Origin of the sequence: Streptosporangium sp. CA-135522 (genome assembly GCF_050949235.1) — a bacterium.
Classification (GTDB): domain Bacteria; phylum Actinomycetota; class Actinomycetes; order Streptosporangiales; family Streptosporangiaceae; genus Streptosporangium.
In genome coordinates this window covers 6,796,103-6,813,931 of the sequence record NZ_CP192026.1, presented here as the reverse complement: position 1 = coordinate 6,813,931, position 17,829 = coordinate 6,796,103, and the positions used below count along the sequence as shown (strand labels likewise).

At 66.2% G+C, this 17,829-nt stretch carries 22 protein-coding genes and 1 pseudogene; 13 read left to right on the top strand and 10 right to left on the bottom strand.

Translation table 11 applies throughout. From position 1 onward, the window contains the following. The first annotated feature begins 189 nt into the window (after window positions 1–189). From ACQPYK_RS32525 to ACQPYK_RS32510, 4 genes are all read left to right on the top strand, one after another. Window positions 190–1,269: an NAD(P)H-dependent amine dehydrogenase family protein gene (locus ACQPYK_RS32525; protein ID WP_433239357.1), complete on the top strand. Its 1,080-nt coding sequence runs from the start codon at window positions 190–192 to the stop codon at window positions 1,267–1,269. Then, window positions 1,266–1,808, top strand: a complete 543-nt coding sequence (locus ACQPYK_RS32520; protein WP_433239354.1) for a carboxymuconolactone decarboxylase family protein — start codon at window positions 1,266–1,268, stop codon at window positions 1,806–1,808. Before ACQPYK_RS32525 ends, ACQPYK_RS32520 begins: the two co-directional genes overlap by 4 nt. Window positions 1,809–2,006: 198 nt before the next feature. Beyond that, window positions 2,007–3,563 carry a GMC oxidoreductase gene (locus tag ACQPYK_RS32515; RefSeq protein ID WP_433239351.1) on the top strand — a complete coding sequence of 519 codons (1,557 nt, stop codon included), beginning with the start codon at window positions 2,007–2,009 and terminating at the stop codon, window positions 3,561–3,563. Between the two features lie 218 nt (window positions 3,564–3,781). Further along, window positions 3,782–4,858: a DUF2332 domain-containing protein gene (locus ACQPYK_RS32510; protein ID WP_433239348.1), complete on the top strand. Its 1,077-nt coding sequence runs from the start codon at window positions 3,782–3,784 to the stop codon at window positions 4,856–4,858. A 393-nt stretch (window positions 4,859–5,251) separates the two neighbouring features. Here ACQPYK_RS32510 and ACQPYK_RS32505 read toward each other — a convergent pair. Together ACQPYK_RS32505 and ACQPYK_RS32500 are read right to left on the bottom strand one after the other, a co-directional pair. Next, window positions 5,252–5,398 (bottom strand): annotated as a pseudogene (locus ACQPYK_RS32505) (hypothetical protein); the annotation flags it as partial. Next, window positions 5,391–5,525: a hypothetical protein gene (locus ACQPYK_RS32500; protein WP_433239345.1), complete on the bottom strand. Its 135-nt coding sequence runs from the start codon at window positions 5,523–5,525 to the stop codon at window positions 5,391–5,393. The gene ACQPYK_RS32500 and the pseudogene ACQPYK_RS32505, both read right to left, overlap by 8 nt. A 128-nt stretch (window positions 5,526–5,653) precedes the next feature. Between ACQPYK_RS32500 and ACQPYK_RS32495 the strand changes: the two genes are divergently transcribed. Together ACQPYK_RS32495 and ACQPYK_RS32490 are read left to right on the top strand one after the other, a co-directional pair. Continuing rightward, window positions 5,654–5,944: a Scr1 family TA system antitoxin-like transcriptional regulator gene (locus tag ACQPYK_RS32495; RefSeq protein WP_433239342.1), complete on the top strand. Its 291-nt coding sequence runs from the start codon at window positions 5,654–5,656 to the stop codon at window positions 5,942–5,944. Next, a complete protein-coding gene (locus ACQPYK_RS32490) occupies window positions 5,935–6,174 on the top strand; it encodes a DUF397 domain-containing protein (RefSeq protein WP_433239339.1) in 240 nt (79 codons plus the stop codon). The genes ACQPYK_RS32495 and ACQPYK_RS32490 overlap by 10 nt, the downstream gene beginning before the upstream one ends. A gap of 90 nt (window positions 6,175–6,264) precedes the next feature. Here the strand turns inward: ACQPYK_RS32490 and ACQPYK_RS32485 are convergent, their stop codons facing one another. Both ACQPYK_RS32485 and ACQPYK_RS32480 read right to left on the bottom strand, forming a co-directional pair. Beyond that, window positions 6,265–7,512 carry a tetratricopeptide repeat protein gene (locus ACQPYK_RS32485; RefSeq protein ID WP_433239336.1) on the bottom strand — a complete coding sequence of 416 codons (1,248 nt, stop codon included), beginning with the start codon at window positions 7,510–7,512 and terminating at the stop codon, window positions 6,265–6,267. Further along, window positions 7,509–8,960, bottom strand: coding sequence for an AAA family ATPase (locus ACQPYK_RS32480; RefSeq protein WP_433239333.1), 1,452 nt, complete (start codon window positions 8,958–8,960; stop codon window positions 7,509–7,511). Before ACQPYK_RS32480 ends, ACQPYK_RS32485 begins: the two co-directional genes overlap by 4 nt. A 267-nt stretch (window positions 8,961–9,227) precedes the next feature. On the opposite strand from ACQPYK_RS32480, the gene ACQPYK_RS32475 reads away from it, so the two are divergent. From ACQPYK_RS32475 to ACQPYK_RS32460, 4 genes are all read left to right on the top strand, one after another. Further along, window positions 9,228–9,614: a TraR/DksA family transcriptional regulator gene (locus ACQPYK_RS32475; RefSeq protein ID WP_433239330.1), complete on the top strand. Its 387-nt coding sequence runs from the start codon at window positions 9,228–9,230 to the stop codon at window positions 9,612–9,614. Window positions 9,615–9,905: 291 nt separating this feature from the next. Beyond that, on the top strand, window positions 9,906–10,292 hold the full coding sequence (locus tag ACQPYK_RS32470; protein ID WP_433258977.1) for a transposase: 387 nt from the start codon (window positions 9,906–9,908) through the stop codon (window positions 10,290–10,292). Window positions 10,293–10,337: 45 nt separating this feature from the next. Further along, entirely contained in the window at window positions 10,338–11,141 is an 804-nt protein-coding gene (locus ACQPYK_RS32465; protein ID WP_433239327.1) for a helix-turn-helix domain-containing protein, read from the top strand. Beyond that, window positions 11,132–11,371 (top strand): DUF397 domain-containing protein, encoded by a 240-nt coding sequence (locus ACQPYK_RS32460; RefSeq protein ID WP_433239324.1) that lies wholly within the window; start codon window positions 11,132–11,134, stop codon window positions 11,369–11,371. Before ACQPYK_RS32465 ends, ACQPYK_RS32460 begins: the two co-directional genes overlap by 10 nt. 203 nt (window positions 11,372–11,574) lie before the next feature. Here ACQPYK_RS32460 and ACQPYK_RS32455 read toward each other — a convergent pair whose 3' ends face one another. The 6 genes from ACQPYK_RS32455 to ACQPYK_RS32430 all read right to left on the bottom strand — a co-directional run bounded on the left by ACQPYK_RS32455 (window position 11,575) and on the right by ACQPYK_RS32430 (window position 14,002). Continuing rightward, entirely contained in the window at window positions 11,575–11,895 is a 321-nt protein-coding gene (locus tag ACQPYK_RS32455; protein WP_433239322.1) for a type II toxin-antitoxin system PemK/MazF family toxin, read from the bottom strand. Beyond that, complete coding sequence (locus ACQPYK_RS32450) at window positions 11,885–12,115, bottom strand: hypothetical protein (protein WP_433239319.1); 231 nt, start codon at window positions 12,113–12,115, stop codon at window positions 11,885–11,887. The genes ACQPYK_RS32455 and ACQPYK_RS32450 overlap by 11 nt, the downstream gene beginning before the upstream one ends. Before the next feature lie 336 nt (window positions 12,116–12,451). After that, the gene (locus ACQPYK_RS32445; protein ID WP_433258975.1) at window positions 12,452–12,664 is read right to left on the bottom strand and encodes a hypothetical protein; all 213 of its coding nucleotides are present in this window, start codon (window positions 12,662–12,664) and stop codon (window positions 12,452–12,454) included. After that, a complete protein-coding gene (locus ACQPYK_RS32440; protein ID WP_433239316.1) occupies window positions 12,561–13,184 on the bottom strand; it encodes a DUF6082 family protein in 624 nt (207 codons plus the stop codon). Before ACQPYK_RS32440 ends, ACQPYK_RS32445 begins: the two co-directional genes overlap by 104 nt. After that, window positions 13,181–13,729 carry a DUF6879 family protein gene (locus tag ACQPYK_RS32435; protein ID WP_433239313.1) on the bottom strand — a complete coding sequence of 183 codons (549 nt, stop codon included), beginning with the start codon at window positions 13,727–13,729 and terminating at the stop codon, window positions 13,181–13,183. The genes ACQPYK_RS32440 and ACQPYK_RS32435 overlap by 4 nt, the downstream gene beginning before the upstream one ends. A gap of 33 nt (window positions 13,730–13,762) precedes the next feature. Next, the gene (locus ACQPYK_RS32430; RefSeq protein WP_433239311.1) at window positions 13,763–14,002 is read right to left on the bottom strand and encodes a hypothetical protein; all 240 of its coding nucleotides are present in this window, start codon (window positions 14,000–14,002) and stop codon (window positions 13,763–13,765) included. A 559-nt stretch (window positions 14,003–14,561) separates the two neighbouring features. Between ACQPYK_RS32430 and ACQPYK_RS32425 the strand changes: the two genes are divergently transcribed. The 3 genes from ACQPYK_RS32425 (at window position 14,562) to ACQPYK_RS32415 (ending at window position 17,579) form a co-directional block, all read left to right on the top strand. After that, a complete protein-coding gene (locus ACQPYK_RS32425) occupies window positions 14,562–15,071 on the top strand; it encodes a hypothetical protein (protein WP_433239308.1) in 510 nt (169 codons plus the stop codon). A 141-nt stretch (window positions 15,072–15,212) separates the two neighbouring features. Beyond that, on the top strand, window positions 15,213–17,054 hold the full coding sequence (locus ACQPYK_RS32420; protein WP_433239305.1) for an alpha/beta hydrolase: 1,842 nt from the start codon (window positions 15,213–15,215) through the stop codon (window positions 17,052–17,054). Window positions 17,055–17,162: 108 nt separating this feature from the next. Next, window positions 17,163–17,579, top strand: coding sequence for a hypothetical protein (locus ACQPYK_RS32415; protein ID WP_433239303.1), 417 nt, complete (start codon window positions 17,163–17,165; stop codon window positions 17,577–17,579). Window positions 17,580–17,829: the final 250 nt, after the last annotated feature.

Sequence of the window (17,829 nt, the reverse complement as noted above, 5' to 3'; positions counted from 1 at the left end):
CGTTTTCCCTGGTGGGGCGGTTGCCGCGTTATTCATCCGCCTCGTCGAGTACATGAGACTTATCCCGTATATGTGCTGAAAGTCTCACTCTGCGCGCTCTGTCGGTCGCCCCTGACGGTCGTTGCCGTCCCTCCGGCGCGCCTCCGAACACCACTATACGGTGAACCAAGCGCTTGCTACGCTCCGGCCATGATGTCCACGGTTGTCTGGGGCACCGGCAACGTCGGCCGCGCGGCCATCCGTGCCGTCGAGGCCCACCCCGCGCTGAAACTCACGGCTGTGCTCGTCCACGACCCCGGCAAGGTCGGCCGCGACGCGGGTGATCTCGGCGGGCTCGGCCACGATCTCGGGGTCGTGGCGACCGACGACGTCGAGGCGGTGCTGGCCGCCGGTCCCCGCGCCGTGGTGTACGCGGCGTCCGGCGACATCCGTCCCGACGGGGCCCTGGCCGACATCGTCAGGGCGATCCGGGCCGGAGCCGTGGTCGTCACCCCCGCGATGTACGCGCTCTACGACCAGCGCAACGCCCCGCCGGAGCTGCGGGAACCGGTGCTGGCCGCCATCGCGGACGGCGGCGGCTCGCTGTTCGTCTCCGGCGTCGACCCCGGCTGGGGCAACGACGTGCTGCCACTGCTGATCAGCGGGCTGGGCACCACCGTGGACGTGATCCGCTGCCAGGAGATCTTCGACTACTCCACCTACGACCAGCCCGACTCGGTCCGCTACCTGGTCGGCATGGGCCAGCCGATGGACTACGAGCCGCCGATGATCGCGCCGACGGTCCCGACGATGGTGTGGGGCGGGCAGGTACGGCTGATGGCCAGGGCCCTCGGCGTCGAACTCGACGAGATCCGCGAGACCCTGGACCGGCGCCCGCTCGACTCCACGGTGAGCACCGAGACGATGGGCGAGTTCGAGGCCGGCACCCAGGGCGCGGTGCGGTTCGAGGTGCAGGGCATCGTCGAGGGCGAGCCCCGCATCGTCGTCGAGCACGTCACCCGCATCCACCCGTCCTGCGCACCGGACTGGCCGGCGCCGCCCGACGGCGGCGGGGCGCACCGGGTGATCATCGAGGGCCGCCCGCGCATCGAGGTCACGGTCGAGGCCACAGACGAGGGCGGCAACCGGTCCGCGGGCGGGAACGCCACCGCGGTCGGCCGGCTGGTGAGCGCCATCGACTGGCTCGCGGACGCGGAACCCGGGCTCTACGACGCGCTCGACGTCCCACTGCGCCCCGCAGTCGGCAGACTCGGAAGGAGACGACCATGAAGATCGACATTCCCGAGGGCAGGGACGCGATCGAGTACGTGTGGGGGGAGATGGTCCCCGGCATCGGGATCGCCGCCTCGAATTTCTCGCTGTCGGTCTACGCCCACACCACCCTCGGACTGCGCGAGTTCGAGGCCGCACGGCTGCGGATCGCGCAGATCAACGGATGCGTCTTCTGTCTCGACTGGCGGACCGAACGGGACGGGCGGAAGGTCGAGGAGGGGTTCGCCGACGCGGTGGCCCAGTGGCGCACCACCGAAGCGTTCGACGATCGCACCCGGTTGGCCGCCGAGTACGCCGAGCGGTACGCCCTGGATCACCACGGCCTCGACGACGAGTTCTGGAAGCGGATGACCGCCCGCTACAGCCAGTTGGAGATCGTGGAGCTGAGCATGAGCATCGGCTCCTGGCTGGCGTTCGGCCGGCTCAACCATGTGCTGGGTCTTGACACCGTGTGCATGCTGCCCAGCGGTTCATCGCCCTCCGCTGGGTCGCCCTCGGTCAAGTCGCCCTCCGCCAAGCGGGCGGACGCGCCGTGACCTGGCGTTCCAGGTAGGCGATCGGTGCAAGTTACTCCTTGGTAGGTGGTGGCCTAACACCCGGGAAAGATATAGAACTTGTTCCATTCCACCAAGAGTGAGGAAAATCACATGAGTGAAAAAGCCTCGGGTGGTACTGGTTCCAAGGGCATATCTCGCCGTGGATTCATCACTGGAACTGGTTCTATCCTGGGAGTCGTGGCCCTTACGGGCCGCACCACCGCAGCTCAGGCGGAGGCCGTCCCCGCGGCTGCTCCGATCGTCACCGGGGCCCACGTCCCGGCCCTGGTGATCGGCACCGGATACGGCGGCTCCGTCGCCGCTCTGCGTCTCGCCCAGGCGGGCGTCGGCGTGCACATGATCGAGATGGGCATGGCCTGGGACACCCCCGGCCCCGACGGCAAGATCTTCTGCAACACGCTCGAGCCGGACCACCGGTCCTACTGGCTGCGCACCAGGACCAAGGCGCCGATCAACTACTTCCTCGGCTTCCCGATCGACAGGAACATCTCCCGCTACACCGGGATCCTGGACGCCGAGGACTTCAACGGCATCACCGTCTACCAGGGGCGCGGTGTCGGCGGCGGCTCGCTGGTCAACGGCGGCATGGCGGTCACCCCCAAGCGCGAGAACTTCGGCGCCGTCCTCCCGTCGGTGAACGCCGACGAGATGTACGACATCTACTACCCGCGCGCCAACGCCGGCCTCGGGGTCAACACCGTCGACCCGGCCTGGTTCGACTCCGCCGCCTGCTACCAGTACGCCCGGGTCGGCCGTAAGCACGCCCAGCGTTCCGGCTTCCCGTTCGTCTTCGTCCCCGACGTGTACGACTGGGACTACATGAAGCAGGAGGCGGCCGGGACCGTCACCAAATCGGCGCTGGCCGGTGAGATCCTCTACGGCAACAACCACGGCAAGAAATCACTGCAGCAGACCTACCTCGCCCAGGCCAAGGCCACCGGCAAGGTCACCATCTCGCCGCTGCACAAGGTCACCTCGGTCGCCCCGGCGGCCGGTGGCGGCTACACGATCGTCATCGACCAGATCAACACCAACGGTGACACCACGGCCACCAAGACCGTGACCGCGGACAGGGTGTTCTTCGCCGCCGGCAGTGTCGGCACCAGCAAGTTACTGGTCAAGCTGAAGGCCACCGGCGCGTTGCCCGACCTGAACGACGAGGCCGGCAAGGGCTGGGGCGACAACGGCAACGTCATGTGCGGCCGCGCCAACCACCTGTGGGACCCGACCGGCAAGCTCCAGTCGTCCATTCCCTGCTCCGGCATCGACAACTGGGCCGCCGGTGGCGCGTTCTCCGAGATCGCACCGCTCCCCACCGGGATCGAGACCTACGCCTCGTTCTACCTGTCGATCACCAAGAACCCGAACCGCGCCCAGTTCTCCTGGAACGCCGCCACGGGCAAAGTCGACCTGAACTGGCAGGCCTCCTGGAAGCAGCCGTCCATCGACATGGCCAAGTCGATCTTCGACAAGATCAACGCGAAGGAGGGGACGATCTACCGGACCGACCTCTTCGGCACCTACAAGATCTGGGGCGACGAGCTCACCTACCACCCGCTCGGCGGCGCGGTCCTGAACAAGGCCACCGACAACTACGGCCGCCTCGCCGGCTATCCCGGCCTGTACGTCATCGACGGCTCGCTGATCCCCGGCAACACCAGTGTCAATCCGTTCGTCACCATCACGGCGCTCGCCGAACGGAACATCGAAAAGATCATCGCCACCGATCTGTGACGATGACCCGATGCGGTAGTCGGCCACGGGCGCGTGTGGCCGGCCTATCCCGACCTCGACGGCAGCGGCGTGAAGACCACCGCCCACCCGTACGAGAACAGCCGCATCACATCTGACGCCCTGAGTCTTCGGCACGTGACGCGATTCACCCCGTCCGCCCCTGCCGTACACGCCGGCGCAGGTGAAGGATCGTCGGTATCCGGATGAGGAGGACGCCGATGTCCCGCGAGCGCGTCGCCGTCATGGTCGAGCATCAGGCGCAGGGGTGCGCGAGCCTCGGTTCGCCGCTCTACGCGTTCCTGCTGGGACGGGTGGCGCAGGACGTCCGCGCCGCGGGCCCCTGTATGGAGGCGCTCGCCGGATACGAGGACGCACCCGGGCCTGACGCCATCGCGCTGCGCCTGCTCGGCGGTGTGCACGCTCTCGCCCTCACCGGCCGCGCCCCCGAGCTGGCCGCCCATTACCCGAGCACGGGCGGCGCTTTCGTCCCGGAGCGGCCGGACGCCTGCTGGCACGCCTTCCGGGCCGCCGTCGCCGACGGAATGGAGTGGGTCCGCGACTGGATGACCCGCCCGCCGCAGACCAACGAGGTCGGCCGGGCCCATCTCCTGATCGCCGGTCTGCTGAAGGCCGCGGACGCCGGCCCGCTGCCGGTCAGGCTGTTCGAGCTGGGCTCCAGCGCCGGGCTCAACCTGCGCGCCGACCACTTCCGCTACGCCTGCGAGGGCTTCGCCTGGGGCCCCGCGGACTCGCCGGTCCTGCTGGAGGACGCCTGGCGGGACGCCCCGCCCGCCTGGCTGGCGGAGGCCGCCGTCGAACGCCCTGACCTGGCCGTCATCGAACGGCGCGGCTGTGACGTGACGCCCATCGACCCGCTGTCCCCCGGCGGCGCGCTGGCCCTGCGGGCGTACGTCTGGCCGGACCAGACCGCCCGCGCCACACGGCTGGAGGGCGCCCTGCGGGTGGCCGCCCAGGTGCCGGCCGAGGTCGAGGCCGTCGGCGCCGCCGACTTCCTCGCGGGCGTCCGGCTGGAACCCGGCACGCTCACCGTGGTCTGGCACTCGATCATGCGCCAGTACGTCCCGGCCGCCGAATGGGCACGGGTCGAAGCCGAGCTGGCCCGGCTCGCGGCGGCCGGGACGGCGCAGGCGCGCTTCGCCCACGTCTCCTTCGAGCCGCGCAGGGTCGGCGAGCGGCACCGCTTCCGGCTGGCCGTACGGCTCGGCGCCGCGGCCGAGACGGTCCTGGCGGAGGCGCGTCCGCACGGCCTGCCCGCCCGCGCCCTCGCCGCCTGACACCGGCGACACGGCGGTCCGGCCGGACCGCCCCCGACCCACGGCCGAAACCACGGGGACCCCCGTTTGAGGGTGCGGAACGCCGGCGCCGTTTGAGGGCGCGGAACGCCGGCGCGGACCTTCCGCGAGTGGGTGCTCGACCACGCCGGAGACTTTCGCCCGCTCGCCGGAACCGTGGGCGATCGCGGGTAGCCGCCGTTCCCGATGTTCAGGGCCATGCCACCAGCTGGAACCAGACGGACTTGCCGTAGGGGTTGAGAGTCCAGCCCCAGTTGTGGGAGAGGTCCTTGACGATGGCGACTCCTCTGCCGGAGATCTCCATGTGCGTCGCCCGTCTCGCCCGGGAATCGCCGTGCAGGAGTCGTAGACGTCCACGGTCATCATCTCGCCGTCCCCGCCTACCGTGACGCGGATGGTGGTCGTGGCGGGAATGTCGGCCGCGCCGTATGCGATCGCGTTGGTGACGAGCTCCGAGACCAGGAGTTCGGCGATTTCCCGGACGTCTTTCCTCGTGCTCCAGTCGGCCGCGAGATCACGCATGAATCGGCGGGCGGATGCCACGTTTTTCGCCGCGCGGTATCCATTTCTCGCCCAGAACGCAGAAGTCCGGATCCATCGTGTAGCGATATCCGGTCAATGTCGCGATCGCTTTGAGGGCCTCTTCCATGGATTCTCTCTCTGTCTCGGATTTCCTGTGTTCAGGGTGCCGAGTGATGGCCACGCTCGGTGGTGAAACGATTACCGGATCCGGGCGCTGGAATTCGCGCCCCGTTGTCGAATTCCGGCAAGGAGGGCATGGTGGTAAACCTCTACACGCCTCAGGCGATATGGGGCACCCCACGGCTGAGCGTCCAGGTGGTCCCGCACGGAATGCCCTCGGGCTTGATGGGCGGCTTCGCAATCGCCACGCTGGACAGCGGAAGCGACGTACTGCATGCGGAGACGGCCGTCCGAGGTATCACCACGAGCGACCAGGAAGACGTCACCGCGGCCGTGGAGCGTTTCGAGGCCATTCGGAGCGAAGCGCTGCCGATAAGCATGTCCATCGAGCTCATCCAGAAGGTGGTAGGGGAAAGATGGACCTGAGTAACGCCGTGTGGTTCAAGTCGATTTTCTCCGGAGACAACGGCGGAAACTGCGTCGAGGTCGCGGAGCTCGAAGACCTCACCTACGGCCCCGGTCACAAGGCCGCGTACGCCGATCTGATCGCCGTACGCGACTCCAAGGACCCCGACGGTCCCAAGCCGTTCTTCACCCCCGCCGAGTGGGACGCCTTCGTCGACGGCGTGAAGGCCGACGAGTTCGACCGTCGGTAGAGCACGAAGACCTCCGGCCGTTCAAAGCGATCGCTTTCGGACGGCCGGAGGTGGAGATCCGATGACGCTCTCACGGCTCAGGTGACGCTCTCACAGGTCATAGGACACCCGTCCGAAGAGGCGCCGGACCGCCACGGCCACCCATATCGTGCCCAGCCCGGCCCACATGGCCAGCAGCGGGATGCTCGCCGGTATGCGGCCGGCCGGCCACAGTGCCGAGAGGGCCGAAGACGCCGCGATCACCAGCGCCAGAGCTCCCGCCCACCCGGTGAGGATCTTCCGAGCGAGTGGGGAGGCGGTGTACGCCGCCTCCTGGATGGGGGTGACGAGCGCCAGCAGCGCGGCACCCGCGACCCCCGTCAACGGATGGGACAGGGCCAGGCCCAGGACCAGGAGAGCCGTACCCCCGGCGAGGACGGCGCCGCAGAGGACGGCGGAACGCAGCTCACCGCGCCGGAACAGCAGCCGGGTGTACGTGCCGCGGGCCAGCCGCAGGGTGACCAGCGACTCGGCCACCCACATCGCCCAGTGGGCCACCGCGATGACGACGAAAACGGCGATGAGCGGGGGAGCCATCGGAAGCAGGGCGAGCACCCGCCGGCTGCCCAGGGTGCCCGGCAACCGGGACACCGCCCGGTACAGCGGGTTACGCCGCTTGAGCGCCACCACGAGCAGCTCCCGCGCCTGATCCAGCCCGGGATTGAGCCTGAGCGCCTCGCGGAACGCCCGCGCCGCGTCCCGGGCGCTGCCGAAAGCCAGGCTGACCCGTCCGTGCACCAGGTGCGCCAACGGGTCCTCGGGATCGAGCCGGACCGCGTCGACCGCCACGGCCAGTGCCTGTTCCCTGTCCCCCAGCTCGCCGAGGGCCACGGCGAGGAAGCTCACGAGCCGGCTGTCATGCGGGTCGAGGGCCAGCCCCCGCCGGGCGGTTTCCGCCATCAGCGGCCACTCCTCGCGCTCCCCGTGCAGCCGCGCGAGGAGCTCCCAGATCTGCGCCTGGCCGTGGTCGATCGCCAACGCGGCCTGCGCGGCGCGGAGCGCCTCGTCCGGGCGCTCCGCGTAGTAGAGGACCTGGCCCGCCATGTAGTGCGGATACCAGCGGTCGGGGGCGAGCCGTACCGCCTCACCGGCCTCGGCGATCGCCTCGTCCACGGCCCCGCGGGAGATCAGGGCGAGAGCGAGCAGGGAATGCGAGACGACGTGCAGAGGGTCACGGACCAGAGCTCCGCGCAGCTCCCGTTCGGCGGCCTCAGGACGGCCCAGCTGCAGCAGCGTCCTCGCCCGCTCGGCCACCGCGTCGAGACCGGCCTCACCGGTGGGGGAGTGCGCCGTGCTCACCGCAGATCACGCAGCCAGGGCAGCAGTTCGTCCCACACTCCGCTCTCGTTGGCGTGCAGCACATAGTTCCGTGCGGTGCCCAGCCACTCCCGCACGGCCGTGGCCCGCACCGTCCGCGTGGCGGCCATCAGGTCTGCGGTGGACAGCGGGACCGGCCGGCCGGCCCGGATCGACTCGTGCAGCTTGGCCTCCACCGCGCGGTCCACCAGGCCCTTGAGATCGGCGCCGACGAACCCCTCCGTGGCACGCGCCACCTTGTCGAAGTCCATCTTGCCGAGGGGCTTGTCGCGGCACATCAGAGAGAGCATCGCCGCCCGCGCGGTGGTGTCGGGCGGCGGCACGAACACCATCTGGTCGAACCTGCCGGGACGGCGGAAGGCCACGTCGATGTACCAGGGCGCGTTGGTGGCCGCCAGCACCAGCACTCCCTCGTTGGCCCGTTCGTCCACCCCGTCGAGCTCGGCCAGGAACTGGTTGACGATCTGCCGGCTGTGGGCCTGGCGCATGTCGGAACGGCGGGCCGCGAGTGCGTCGACCTCGTCGAAGAACAGGACGCAGGGGCGGTTCCGGCGGGCCGCGGCGAACGTCGCGCGCAGGTTGCGCTCGCTCGACCCGGTCCACATGTCGAGGATGTCGGCCAGCCCGACGTTCATGAACGCCGCGCCCAGCTCACCCGCGGCGGCCCGGGCGAGGTGCGTCTTCCCGGCTCCGGGCGGCCCGTACAGCAGCACCCCGCCCCCGGCCCGTTTGCCGAACGCCGCGAACAGCTCCGGCTGCTGGACCGGCAGCAGCAGCTTCATCCGCAGTGCCTCCTTGACCGTGTCCATCCCGGCCACGTCGGCGAAGGTCACGCGTGCGCGCTCCATCTCCGCGGTCGGCTCCACGTCCGCGGGACCACCCGGATGACCATCGGCCGGCTGCGGCGGGGCGTACGGCTGCGGATGGGGAGCCGGGATCAGAGAGGGGGGCTGCGCCTGCGGAGCGGGTGACGGGGCGGGCGGCCCTGCGGCCGGGCCGGGTGAGGCCGGGGACGGAGAGGGCGAGGCCTCTCCCAGGCCGAGGAGGTCGGCCAGTTCCGGGTCCGCCTGTGACGGGTCGCGGGCGATGGCGTAGCGGTACCAGTAGGCGGCCGCTCTTTTGTTGTCCGGAAGTATCGCCCTGGCCGCGAGTACGTCAGCGCGCACCGGGTGCTCGGACATGGTCAGGAGCGGGTCGAGCACCGCCAGCGCCACATCGTTCTTGCCCTGCCGGACGCAGGCCTCCGCCAGGGCGATCGTGATGCCGTGATCTCCGGGGGAGAGCACGAGCGCCGCCCGGTACTCGCCTTCGGCCTGGGCGTGATGCCCCGAGGCCAGCAGCAGGTCCGCCAGATGCCGCCGCAGGGGGAGGTTCTCCGGGGATAGACGAGCCGCCTCGCGTAGCGCGTTGAGTGCAGCGTCATCGGTCACGTGACGGGTCCTTTCCACAGCAGGGCGGGATCTTCACGCCAGTCTCGGGGATTCACCCCTTACCGGAGATCGGGACCGATCTCACCATCAATCCAGCGGCTACGCGACTCGGCGGGTACCAGGCCGTGCCGTCGGCGCCCTGCTCGGGAGGAGATTTCACCAGAGCCGCCCGAGCCGTAAACTGCGAAGAAATCCCAGATCAGCTCCCATATGTGATTCTCCGGCCGCTCCGGTCCGGGACGCGGGGCAGAACGGGGTGCGAGGCCGATGAACGAACGGTTTTCCGGCGCAGTCCTCTCCCCTGCGGAGCGGGCGACCATCCAGGACCGCCTGACTGCGGACCGCGAGAGCACGATGGTCCAGATCGCGGCGTTGACGCGTGACTGGGACGACATCGTCGCGTCGTCGGCGCTGGTGGCCAACGATGACGAGCACGATCCAGAGGGGGCGACGATCGCGTTCGAGCGGGCCCACCTCCAGGCCCTGCTCGACAGAGCGCGCAGCCATCTGGAGGAGCTGGAGCGGACGTTCGAGCGGCTCCGCCAGGACGCCTACGGCGTCTGCGAGAACTGCGGGCGGCTCATCGCCTTCGAGCGCCTGCGGGCTCGCCCGGCCGCGCGCACCTGCATCGCGTGCGCGGCCGGGACCCGGTGAGCCGGGCCTCTCAAGGTCGGGTTGCAGCACCGCTGGGCGCCGTGCGGCCGTACCCCGATCGTGCACGTGACCGGCAAGGGCTATGGCCGCATCTGTTTGGCCGGGCTGGTGTGTGCCAAGCCCGGCCGACGTACCTGGCTGATGGACCAGGAGCTGATCCGGCGGGGATGACCTGGAGAGGTCAAAGGTTTTGTCCAGGCAGGTGTCGGCATTACTGAATGCCGCTCATACCCGGTTCGGCGGTCCAATCATGTGGTGTGAGACAACGACCGCCGTCGTCTCAGCGCCGTGATGCGCGCCGCGGTCGAGGTTCGCCAGTGGCCGACGGTCTTCCGGCTGCCCGCGTACGCGCCTGAATTGAACCCGGCCGAGGGCGTTTGGTCGGTCCTCAAGCGCGGTTTGAGTAATCTCGCACCCTGCGACCCTGTCGGACTCGCCGCGATGGTTAAGAGCAAGCTCAAGCGGATGCAGTATTGCCACGAACTGCTATCGGCGGGCGGATGCCAGGTCATTTGTCGCGCGCGGTATCCATTTCTCGTCCAGAACGCAGAAGTCCGGATCCATCGTGTAGCGATATCCGGTCAATGTCGCGATCGCTTTGAGGGCCTCTTCCATGGATTCTCTCTCTGCCTCGGATTTCCTGTGTTCAGGGTCCCAAGAAGCGACTACGCTTGGTAGTGAAACCATTACCAATGGCAAGCGTTGGGATTCACGCCCCCGCTGTTGAATTCCGGCAAGGAGGGCATGGTGGTAAACCTCTACACGCCTCAGGCAATATGGGGCAGGGAACTGCGCCACTATCGGAAAGAGGCGGGCCTCACCCAGGGTCAGCTCTCTGAGAAGATCCACTTCAGCGAGTCGCTGATCAGCGGTGTGGAGACCGGCCAGCTCCCGGCCAGCCCGGAGTTCGCCGAGATCTGTGACACGACCCTCGGCACAGGTGGTGCCCTACGTCGGCTCCTCGACTGGAGGAGGGGGCAGGCCTTCCCCTCTTGGTTCGGCAAGTGGCGCGACAAGGAGCAGGACGCTGTCACTCTGCGGGTCTATGAGCCGATGGTGATGCCGGGGCTGCTTCAAACCGAGGCTTACGCGCGTGCTTTGTTGGGCGACGACGATGCGACCGCAGCCCGTCTGGAGCGCCAGGCCATCCTGACTCGCGAGGACCCTCCGCCGCCCACCCTTCGATGCGTGATCGACGAGCTGGTTCTGCACCGTTTGGTGGGCAGCCCTGAAATCGTGCGTGACCAGCTGAAACATCTGGTGGAAATCGCCAGTTCTCAAGTTAGTGTGCAGGTCGTTCCGCGTGGTTGCGTGCGTACGGGCATTCTGGCGGGGTTTGCGATTGCCACGCTGGAAGGCGGCGTCGAGGTAGTGTATTTGGAAACGGCCATTCACGGACTGACGACCGGCGATCAGGATGAGGTGGCAGCAGCCGTAAAGCAGTTCGAGGCCATTCGCATAGAGGCGCTACCGCTAGGTATGTCGCTAGAGCTCATCAAGAGAACGGCAGAGGAACAATGGACGTGAGCAAGATACAGTGGCGTAAGTCAAGCTTCAGCGGCAACAACGGCGGAAACTGTGTTGAGGTCGCGGAGCTCAAAGACGCCACCGGTGGTCCCGATCACAAGGCCGAGCACGCCGATCTGATCGTCGTACGCGACTCCAAGGACCCTGACGGCCCCAAGCTGTTCTTCACCCCCGCCGAGTGGGATGCCTTCGTCGACGGCGTGAAAGCCAACGAGTTCGACCGTCGGTAGACCGCGACCTCTGGCCGTCCACAACGATCGTTGTGGATGGCCAGAGGTATTCGTGGGGGTGAAGGTTTTCGCACCGGGCAGGCTGAAGTCGCTGCGTCTGCGCGCCGTACCGGCCGGGGATGAGTGCGGTCCGATGTGCTGCGTATAGAGGCCGGATGCGGTGAGTAGGGCAAGTGAAGACTGCGGTGCCCGGTTGAGAAAGGTTAGGTCAGCAGGCCGAGGACGGTGTGCAGGGCGTCGTCGATCTCTTCGATCTCGGCAGGGTCGAGGCGTCCCGCGAAGTCACCCAGGCGGTGTGAGGCGACGGCCATAGTCTGCTCGACCATGATGCGTGTCTGCTTGCCGAGAAGTTCGACCTCAGGGCGGAAGGGCGCGGCAGGCGCGCTGGCCGAGGTCGGGGCAATGAGCACCGTGGACAGATGGGTCAGGAAGTCCGATTGAAGGATTACGGCGAAGCGCTCGCCTCGCTGCTCATGCCCCATCGTGTCACGAGGAGCGCGCAGCCGATACACGTCACCACGCACGTAGGTGCTCCGTATCCCTCATGATCGCTTCCGCTTCGGCTCTGTCAGCAGGATCGTTGGCCAGCCTCTCGGCTGCGATTCGGGCCAGCTCCATGCGGTGGAGGCGTTGAGCGATGACGAGTGCCTCACGGACGGCTTCGGCTGCGGAACGCCCATCGGAGGTCAGCTCGTTAAGAGCTTTCTCGGCTCTGGCGTCGAGGTCAACAGTCAACATGCCCATATCTTCACTGTACGACGGAGGGCCTCGCAGGACTTCGAGTGAAATGCGTGATCGATTGAGTGCGTACTGTGATTATGGGAGGTCGGGCACTGTAGCGCCCGTCGCACGTCTTCCGATCCGTCGGGCAAAGGGCGGGTGAAGTGGCTTCGGCTCCCGGTCGTAGCTTGCTCGGCCGAGGTGGCGCTCGCCATTCATACAGCCGGCACCGTCCACCGCGACCTCAAGCTCGCGAACGTGCTGCTTCCCCCGTGGTCCCCGTGTCGCGGTCTTCGGCATCGCCTACACGCTGAACGCCGTGACGATCACACGATCGGGCATGGCGATCGGCTCTCAAATTTACCTATGCCACTGCCTGGCGGCGTCCTGGAGCAGGGAGAAGAGGCTTCTGAGCCGGGGAGGAGTGGCACCGGCGAAAGCCCTGTCGACCTCGGCGGTGAAGAAGTCCTCACCTTCGTCGCCCTGAGTCACCTCGACCCGCACGGCCCGGACCTTTTGCCAGAACAGATAGATGTCCCGGCTCTCCATCAGATAACTGAGCGCGCCGCGCAGCTCGGCCAGCTCGATCGTCCGGGTCTCGTAGGCGACCTTCTGCAGATTGCAGGATCAGGTTGCAGTAGTGGTCCTTCTTCGTCACCCTGGTCCCCGACGAGATCTGCGGCCAGACCTGCCGCAACTCGGGGTCGTCGATCGCCATTCGGATCAAGTTGGTGTGTAACTCGTGCAGCGCGATCTCGCTGCTCCGCTGCTGCTCCTCCCTCGCGATGGTCAGTTCCTCGCGCTGGTTGCGCAGTTCGCGCCCCTGGAGGAAGAGGGTAAGGGCGATGCCGATGAACGCGACACCCGAGAAGAAGACTCCGATCGGTGACAGCGCCTCACCGATCTTGGACCAGCGGTCAAGCGTCGTCGCGTCGGTACGGAACAGCAGAACCGTCGGTACGGCGAGTCCCACCGTCACCAGCACGATGCCGATTATCGGAGCGGAGAAAACGGCAAATGTTCTCAACCACTGGCGGCGATCCATTATCGGAACGTATCCGGGAGGCGTGTCATCGTCCACATCCCGCTTCATGCGGCCGCCAGGAACTCCTCGAACGGTATGGCTCGCTGCCGGAGTTCGACCGCCTTCTTCTCCAGTGAGGTTATGACGGCGGCATCCTGAGTCATCCATCCGCCGGATTGGAGGCCGATCTCACCGTAATTATGGATCAATGCCGTGTGCCGGTCGAAGAGCAGGAAATCAAAGTGCTCCTTATCGGGGAGCTGCATGCTCGAGGCACAGCGCACTATTTCGATGTTCTCGCCGATCTCCGACCGGATGCGATAGGCGATCAGCTCATAGTCGAGGTAGGGCGTCAGTGGTTCCTGGGTCAGGCGAATCCGCGCGTAGTCGATTCCTTTCCTCTCGACGTCCTCGTAGAGCGACCTCTCGGTCTCCGACTCCTGCCGCAGCAACCTCTGGGTCTCCTGGACGTCGCCCCGCTCGTGCGCGGCCTGGGATGTGGTGACCTCGCGCTCCCGATAGCTCTGCCGGCACTCAATCTTGAGGAACCGCAAGTTCGTCCGTGACCAGGCTTCCAGAAACGATGTCCCGAACTCATCGAGATTCAGCCGCATGCCTGATTTTGTTATCCATTGCGGGGGACTCATCTAATGCTCCAGAATGTCGGTCTTCGCCGAGATCAGCGTGGCGCGTGAGATTTTCACGACCCGCTCATCCGCGGCACATCTTGCGTCAGGCAACGGATTTATGCCGATCTGATCGGTGATATCAGTCCCGATGACGGCGAAGTTTCCGTCATCCAACTCGATGATATCCGGCGACCCCGTCGCGGAAGTCGTGTCGCCACGCTCTTGCGGAGTCTTGCCCAGTCGCCGAACAGCCTTCATCTTGCCTCACTCCCGATTGAAGGGTTCCATTTCCTCTCTATCATTAGAAGACTCAAGCAGCAAGAAAGATTGATTTGTTTGAGATGTCATGATGAATAATGGTATGCCCTAATTTTTGTCTCGATCTGGTGGGACTCCTGGTGTGCTGGAGATCAGTAGGCCATCCAGCTTCTGCCACGAGGTGTGGCGATCACCGACGCTGTAGCCGTGCCCTCTGAGGGCGGGAAACCATGCCATTTTCACTGAATCACGGTCAATATATTCTCTGGCTTCTTGGAATTCAGTCAAAGGGCCGTTTGAAGTTGTGGAGGTGATATTGAAGACCCTTCGGGGTGACGGAGGGAACGGTTGCCACGAATATCGGGGGAGGCGGCAGCCGGGTGTCAACGGTGCTCTTGTCCGATCACAGCGATCGCATATCTGTGGGGTCGGGGCGTGTGACGTGTGCCGGAGGTCTGCCTGCGCCACTTATGCGATCCACTCTCCATCCCCCGGAGGTTTGGTGTCAGATCCGCGTATTCCTTTGGGCCCGCTGGCCGGCGTCCCGGTGAGAGCGCGCATGCCCAGGGAGGTCAAAGCGGCCATAGTGGTCATGATGCTTCAGATGATTGTTGGAGTGCCGGAGTTCTGGATCGGTTTCATGTTTCTCGCCCTCGCCATCGGCGACACGCCTGGCCTTGATCTTCCGGGGTGGCCTTTCTGGCTGGCCTTCGCGCTCATGGTGCTGCCGGGCCCGCTGGCGCTGGCCTTCAGCCTGCGGCGGCGGTGGGTGCGTGTCGCGACTCTCGGAACCGAGTGGGTTCTGGCCCTGGCGCACGCCTGCTTCTTACTGCTCGGGTTCATCATGAACTTCTGCGCGGCGATCAACCTGGTCCTGGCCGTCCTCGTGGCCGTCAAACTGTCCGACACTGAGGTGACCCGCTGGTTCGAGCGGGAGAAACGCCCGGCGGACAGCTCGCTGCTCAAGCGACAAAAGGGGGGATTTTCGTCAGTCCTGTATGCCGAATGTCGGATTAAAGTAATTTCAATTTCATATCTTGATCCTCTGCGCCCTTGTGTGAGACTCTGACGCACTGTGGCGGCGAATGCGACTGCGGAGTTGGAGGCGGCCTTATCGCGGGTCACGCAGCTTGGTCAGAGTCATGCGTCGGCGCTGGATCCGTGCATGCGATACATGGCGGCGCATGCGTGGGTCGGCGGGGGAGCCCCGATGTTCGCCCAGGCGCTCGCGGCTCGCCGCGCGAGTCTTCAGCTGGCCTTCCAGTCGGCGACCGAGCAGATAGCGCAGCGGATCAGGCAGCTCGGCGGCCAAGCGCACGCCCCCTCGTTCTCGACGTCGATCAGCGCGACGGCGGCGTCTCCGTCCTCCTTCTCCGGGCTGGACGTCGCCGCCATGAACCGCCTGGTGGCTGACCTCCAGCGGGCCGGACAGGAGCTGCCCCAGGCCGGACAGCGGCTCGCTGCCGAGCTGTCGACGCTGTGCATCGCCACCCCCTCCGGCAGGCAGGTCGGCGACATCGGGGTTTGGGCGGAGGAACAGGTGCGGGACCTGCGACAGCGCCTGGCCACGATCCAGCAGACACACGACATTGGTACGGCCTCCCAGGCGACGGCCGCCTTCGGACTGTTCGGCGGGCACGCGCCGGATGCGGGCGGAGCCTGGAAGCTGATGGCCGCCGCGGGTAGCGGTGACGTCGCGGCGTTGAAGTCGCTGCTGGACCTGCAGCGAACCGGTAAGGAAAAGACGTTGGCCGCCCGGCTCAGCGTGTGGTGGCGGCAGCTCGGCCCCCTGGCCCAAGGGCAGTTGATGAACGCCTCCCCGGGCCTGGTCGGCAGCCTGAACGGCCTTCCGGCGGTGAACAGGGACCGGGCCAACCGGGCGTACCTGGCCACCCAGAAAGCTGCGATCCCCTTGGAACTGGAGCGGTTGCGTAGGTCTTCGGCGCAGCTGGGGGAAGCGATGAGGAAGCTGGGAGGCCAGCTGAATTCGATCCGCGATCCTCGCCAGAAGTACGGGCTCGTCCAGGAGTTGGAGCGGTTGCGTAAGTCGTCTGCGGAGGTAAAGGAAGTGATCGACGAGCAGGAGTTGAAGATGCGACAGATCGCAGCTGTGGAAAAGGGGCTGGCGCGCGGCGGACAGAATGGCCGTCCTTCGGCGCTCTTGCTGCAACTGGAGCTGGGCGGTCTGGGGAAGACCGCCGTCTCGTTCGGAAATCCCGATGAGGCCGACAACGTGGCCGTCTATGTTCCCGGAACAGGCACCAAGCTGGAAGGTTTCGGGGGCGCCGACTCCGACGCCGAGCGTGCCGCCCTCACGTGGGATCGGGCAAGCTACCACGCGCCGAACAAGAAAGTCGCTTCCATCGCCTGGCTCGGCTATGAGGCTCCGCAATGGGAAACAACCGTGAGTCTGAACGGGACGGTCGCCAACGCGAACGCCGCCACCAAGGGGGCTCCGTTGCTGGCATCCTTCACCGATGGGCTGCACGCCGCACACAAGGGATCGTCAGATGTCCGGCTCAGCGTGCTGGGACACAGTTACGGCTCGACGGTCGTCGGTCTGGCTGCGCAGCAACGCTTCGGCAAGTTCGCCGATCAGGTGATCTTCGTGGGAAGCCCCGGCGTGGGGACGGGGAAAGCGAAGGATCTGGGAGTCGCCTCGGTATGGGTGGGAGAGTCGCCCAATGACCCGGTGGGGGATCTGGGATCCATGCCACTGGTGCCCGTTCGTTCATCTGATGGCCTGAAGTGGGGGAGCCCGCTCGGAGTCGATCCCAGCGGAAGTCGGTTTGGAGCCAGCCGGTTCCCTGTCCAAAGTAGTGGGAACTACTATGATTTCGCGGCTCACTCAAGTTATTGGGACCCTAACTCCGCTTCGCTTGAGAATATCGGCCACTTGATCGACGGTCAGTACAACAGGCTTCATGAGCCTCCTGAACCTTCCATAAAGCCACCACCCCCCATTGTGCCGCCCTCTCCCGCACCGCAGTCGATGCCGACCGGGAATCCGTCGCCCCGCCCGTTGCCTTCACCCAGCCCGGCCGGAGGATAGATGTCACGCCCTATCGCGATGATTGTTGTTGTCATGCTCCTTGCCGCTGGTTGCGGTCGGGGAGGAGCGGTGAACGATCCACCAGGAGGAGTTGTGCACAGACCCACGATGACCCAAGCTCAGGCACTTGAGCGGGTCGAACAGCTCATCGGAGAGACGGCCGACGTGATAACTCCGAAACCCCATTTGGATCTCTACCGGCCCAGCCTGAACGTCAACAGCTGCCTCGATCCCACTGATGGCGGCTCCGAGGATCGTGTGGTGATCAACCGCTCGTACTACCTACGTGGCATTCCCAAGGAAAAGCTGGGGGAGGCAGCCCGACAGATCAGACGATATTGGGAGCAGAAAGGGTATCACATCGAGGGGATCTCGAAAGATGGTCTGGGTGTCGCGGGGCGTTCTCGGCCCGATGACTTTCTGCTCTCCCTTTCGGCCATTGATGACGGTGACTTCCTGGGATTGGGGGCCACATCACCCTGCGTCTGGCCGAACGGGGTGCCGGAGCCCTCTTCCGGTTCCTGATCCGCCGGTAGAGATGCTCGTTTCCCGGTGCGGGTAGCTGTTCCCATCGGTTAGTCGTCCCGCTTATCTTGTGATGCCCCTCGACAAGGGGCGTTTTCTGTTTGAATGAAAAGCCCCCATCCCTCCAAAGGCCGGTGATCGTGTCACCCGTGCATCACGAGAAGGTCTTCGAGGACGCCATCGAGTCGGCCTTGCTCAAAGCGGGCTGGCTCAAAGGCGCGAACGAGCTCTACGATCACGTCCTCGGGCT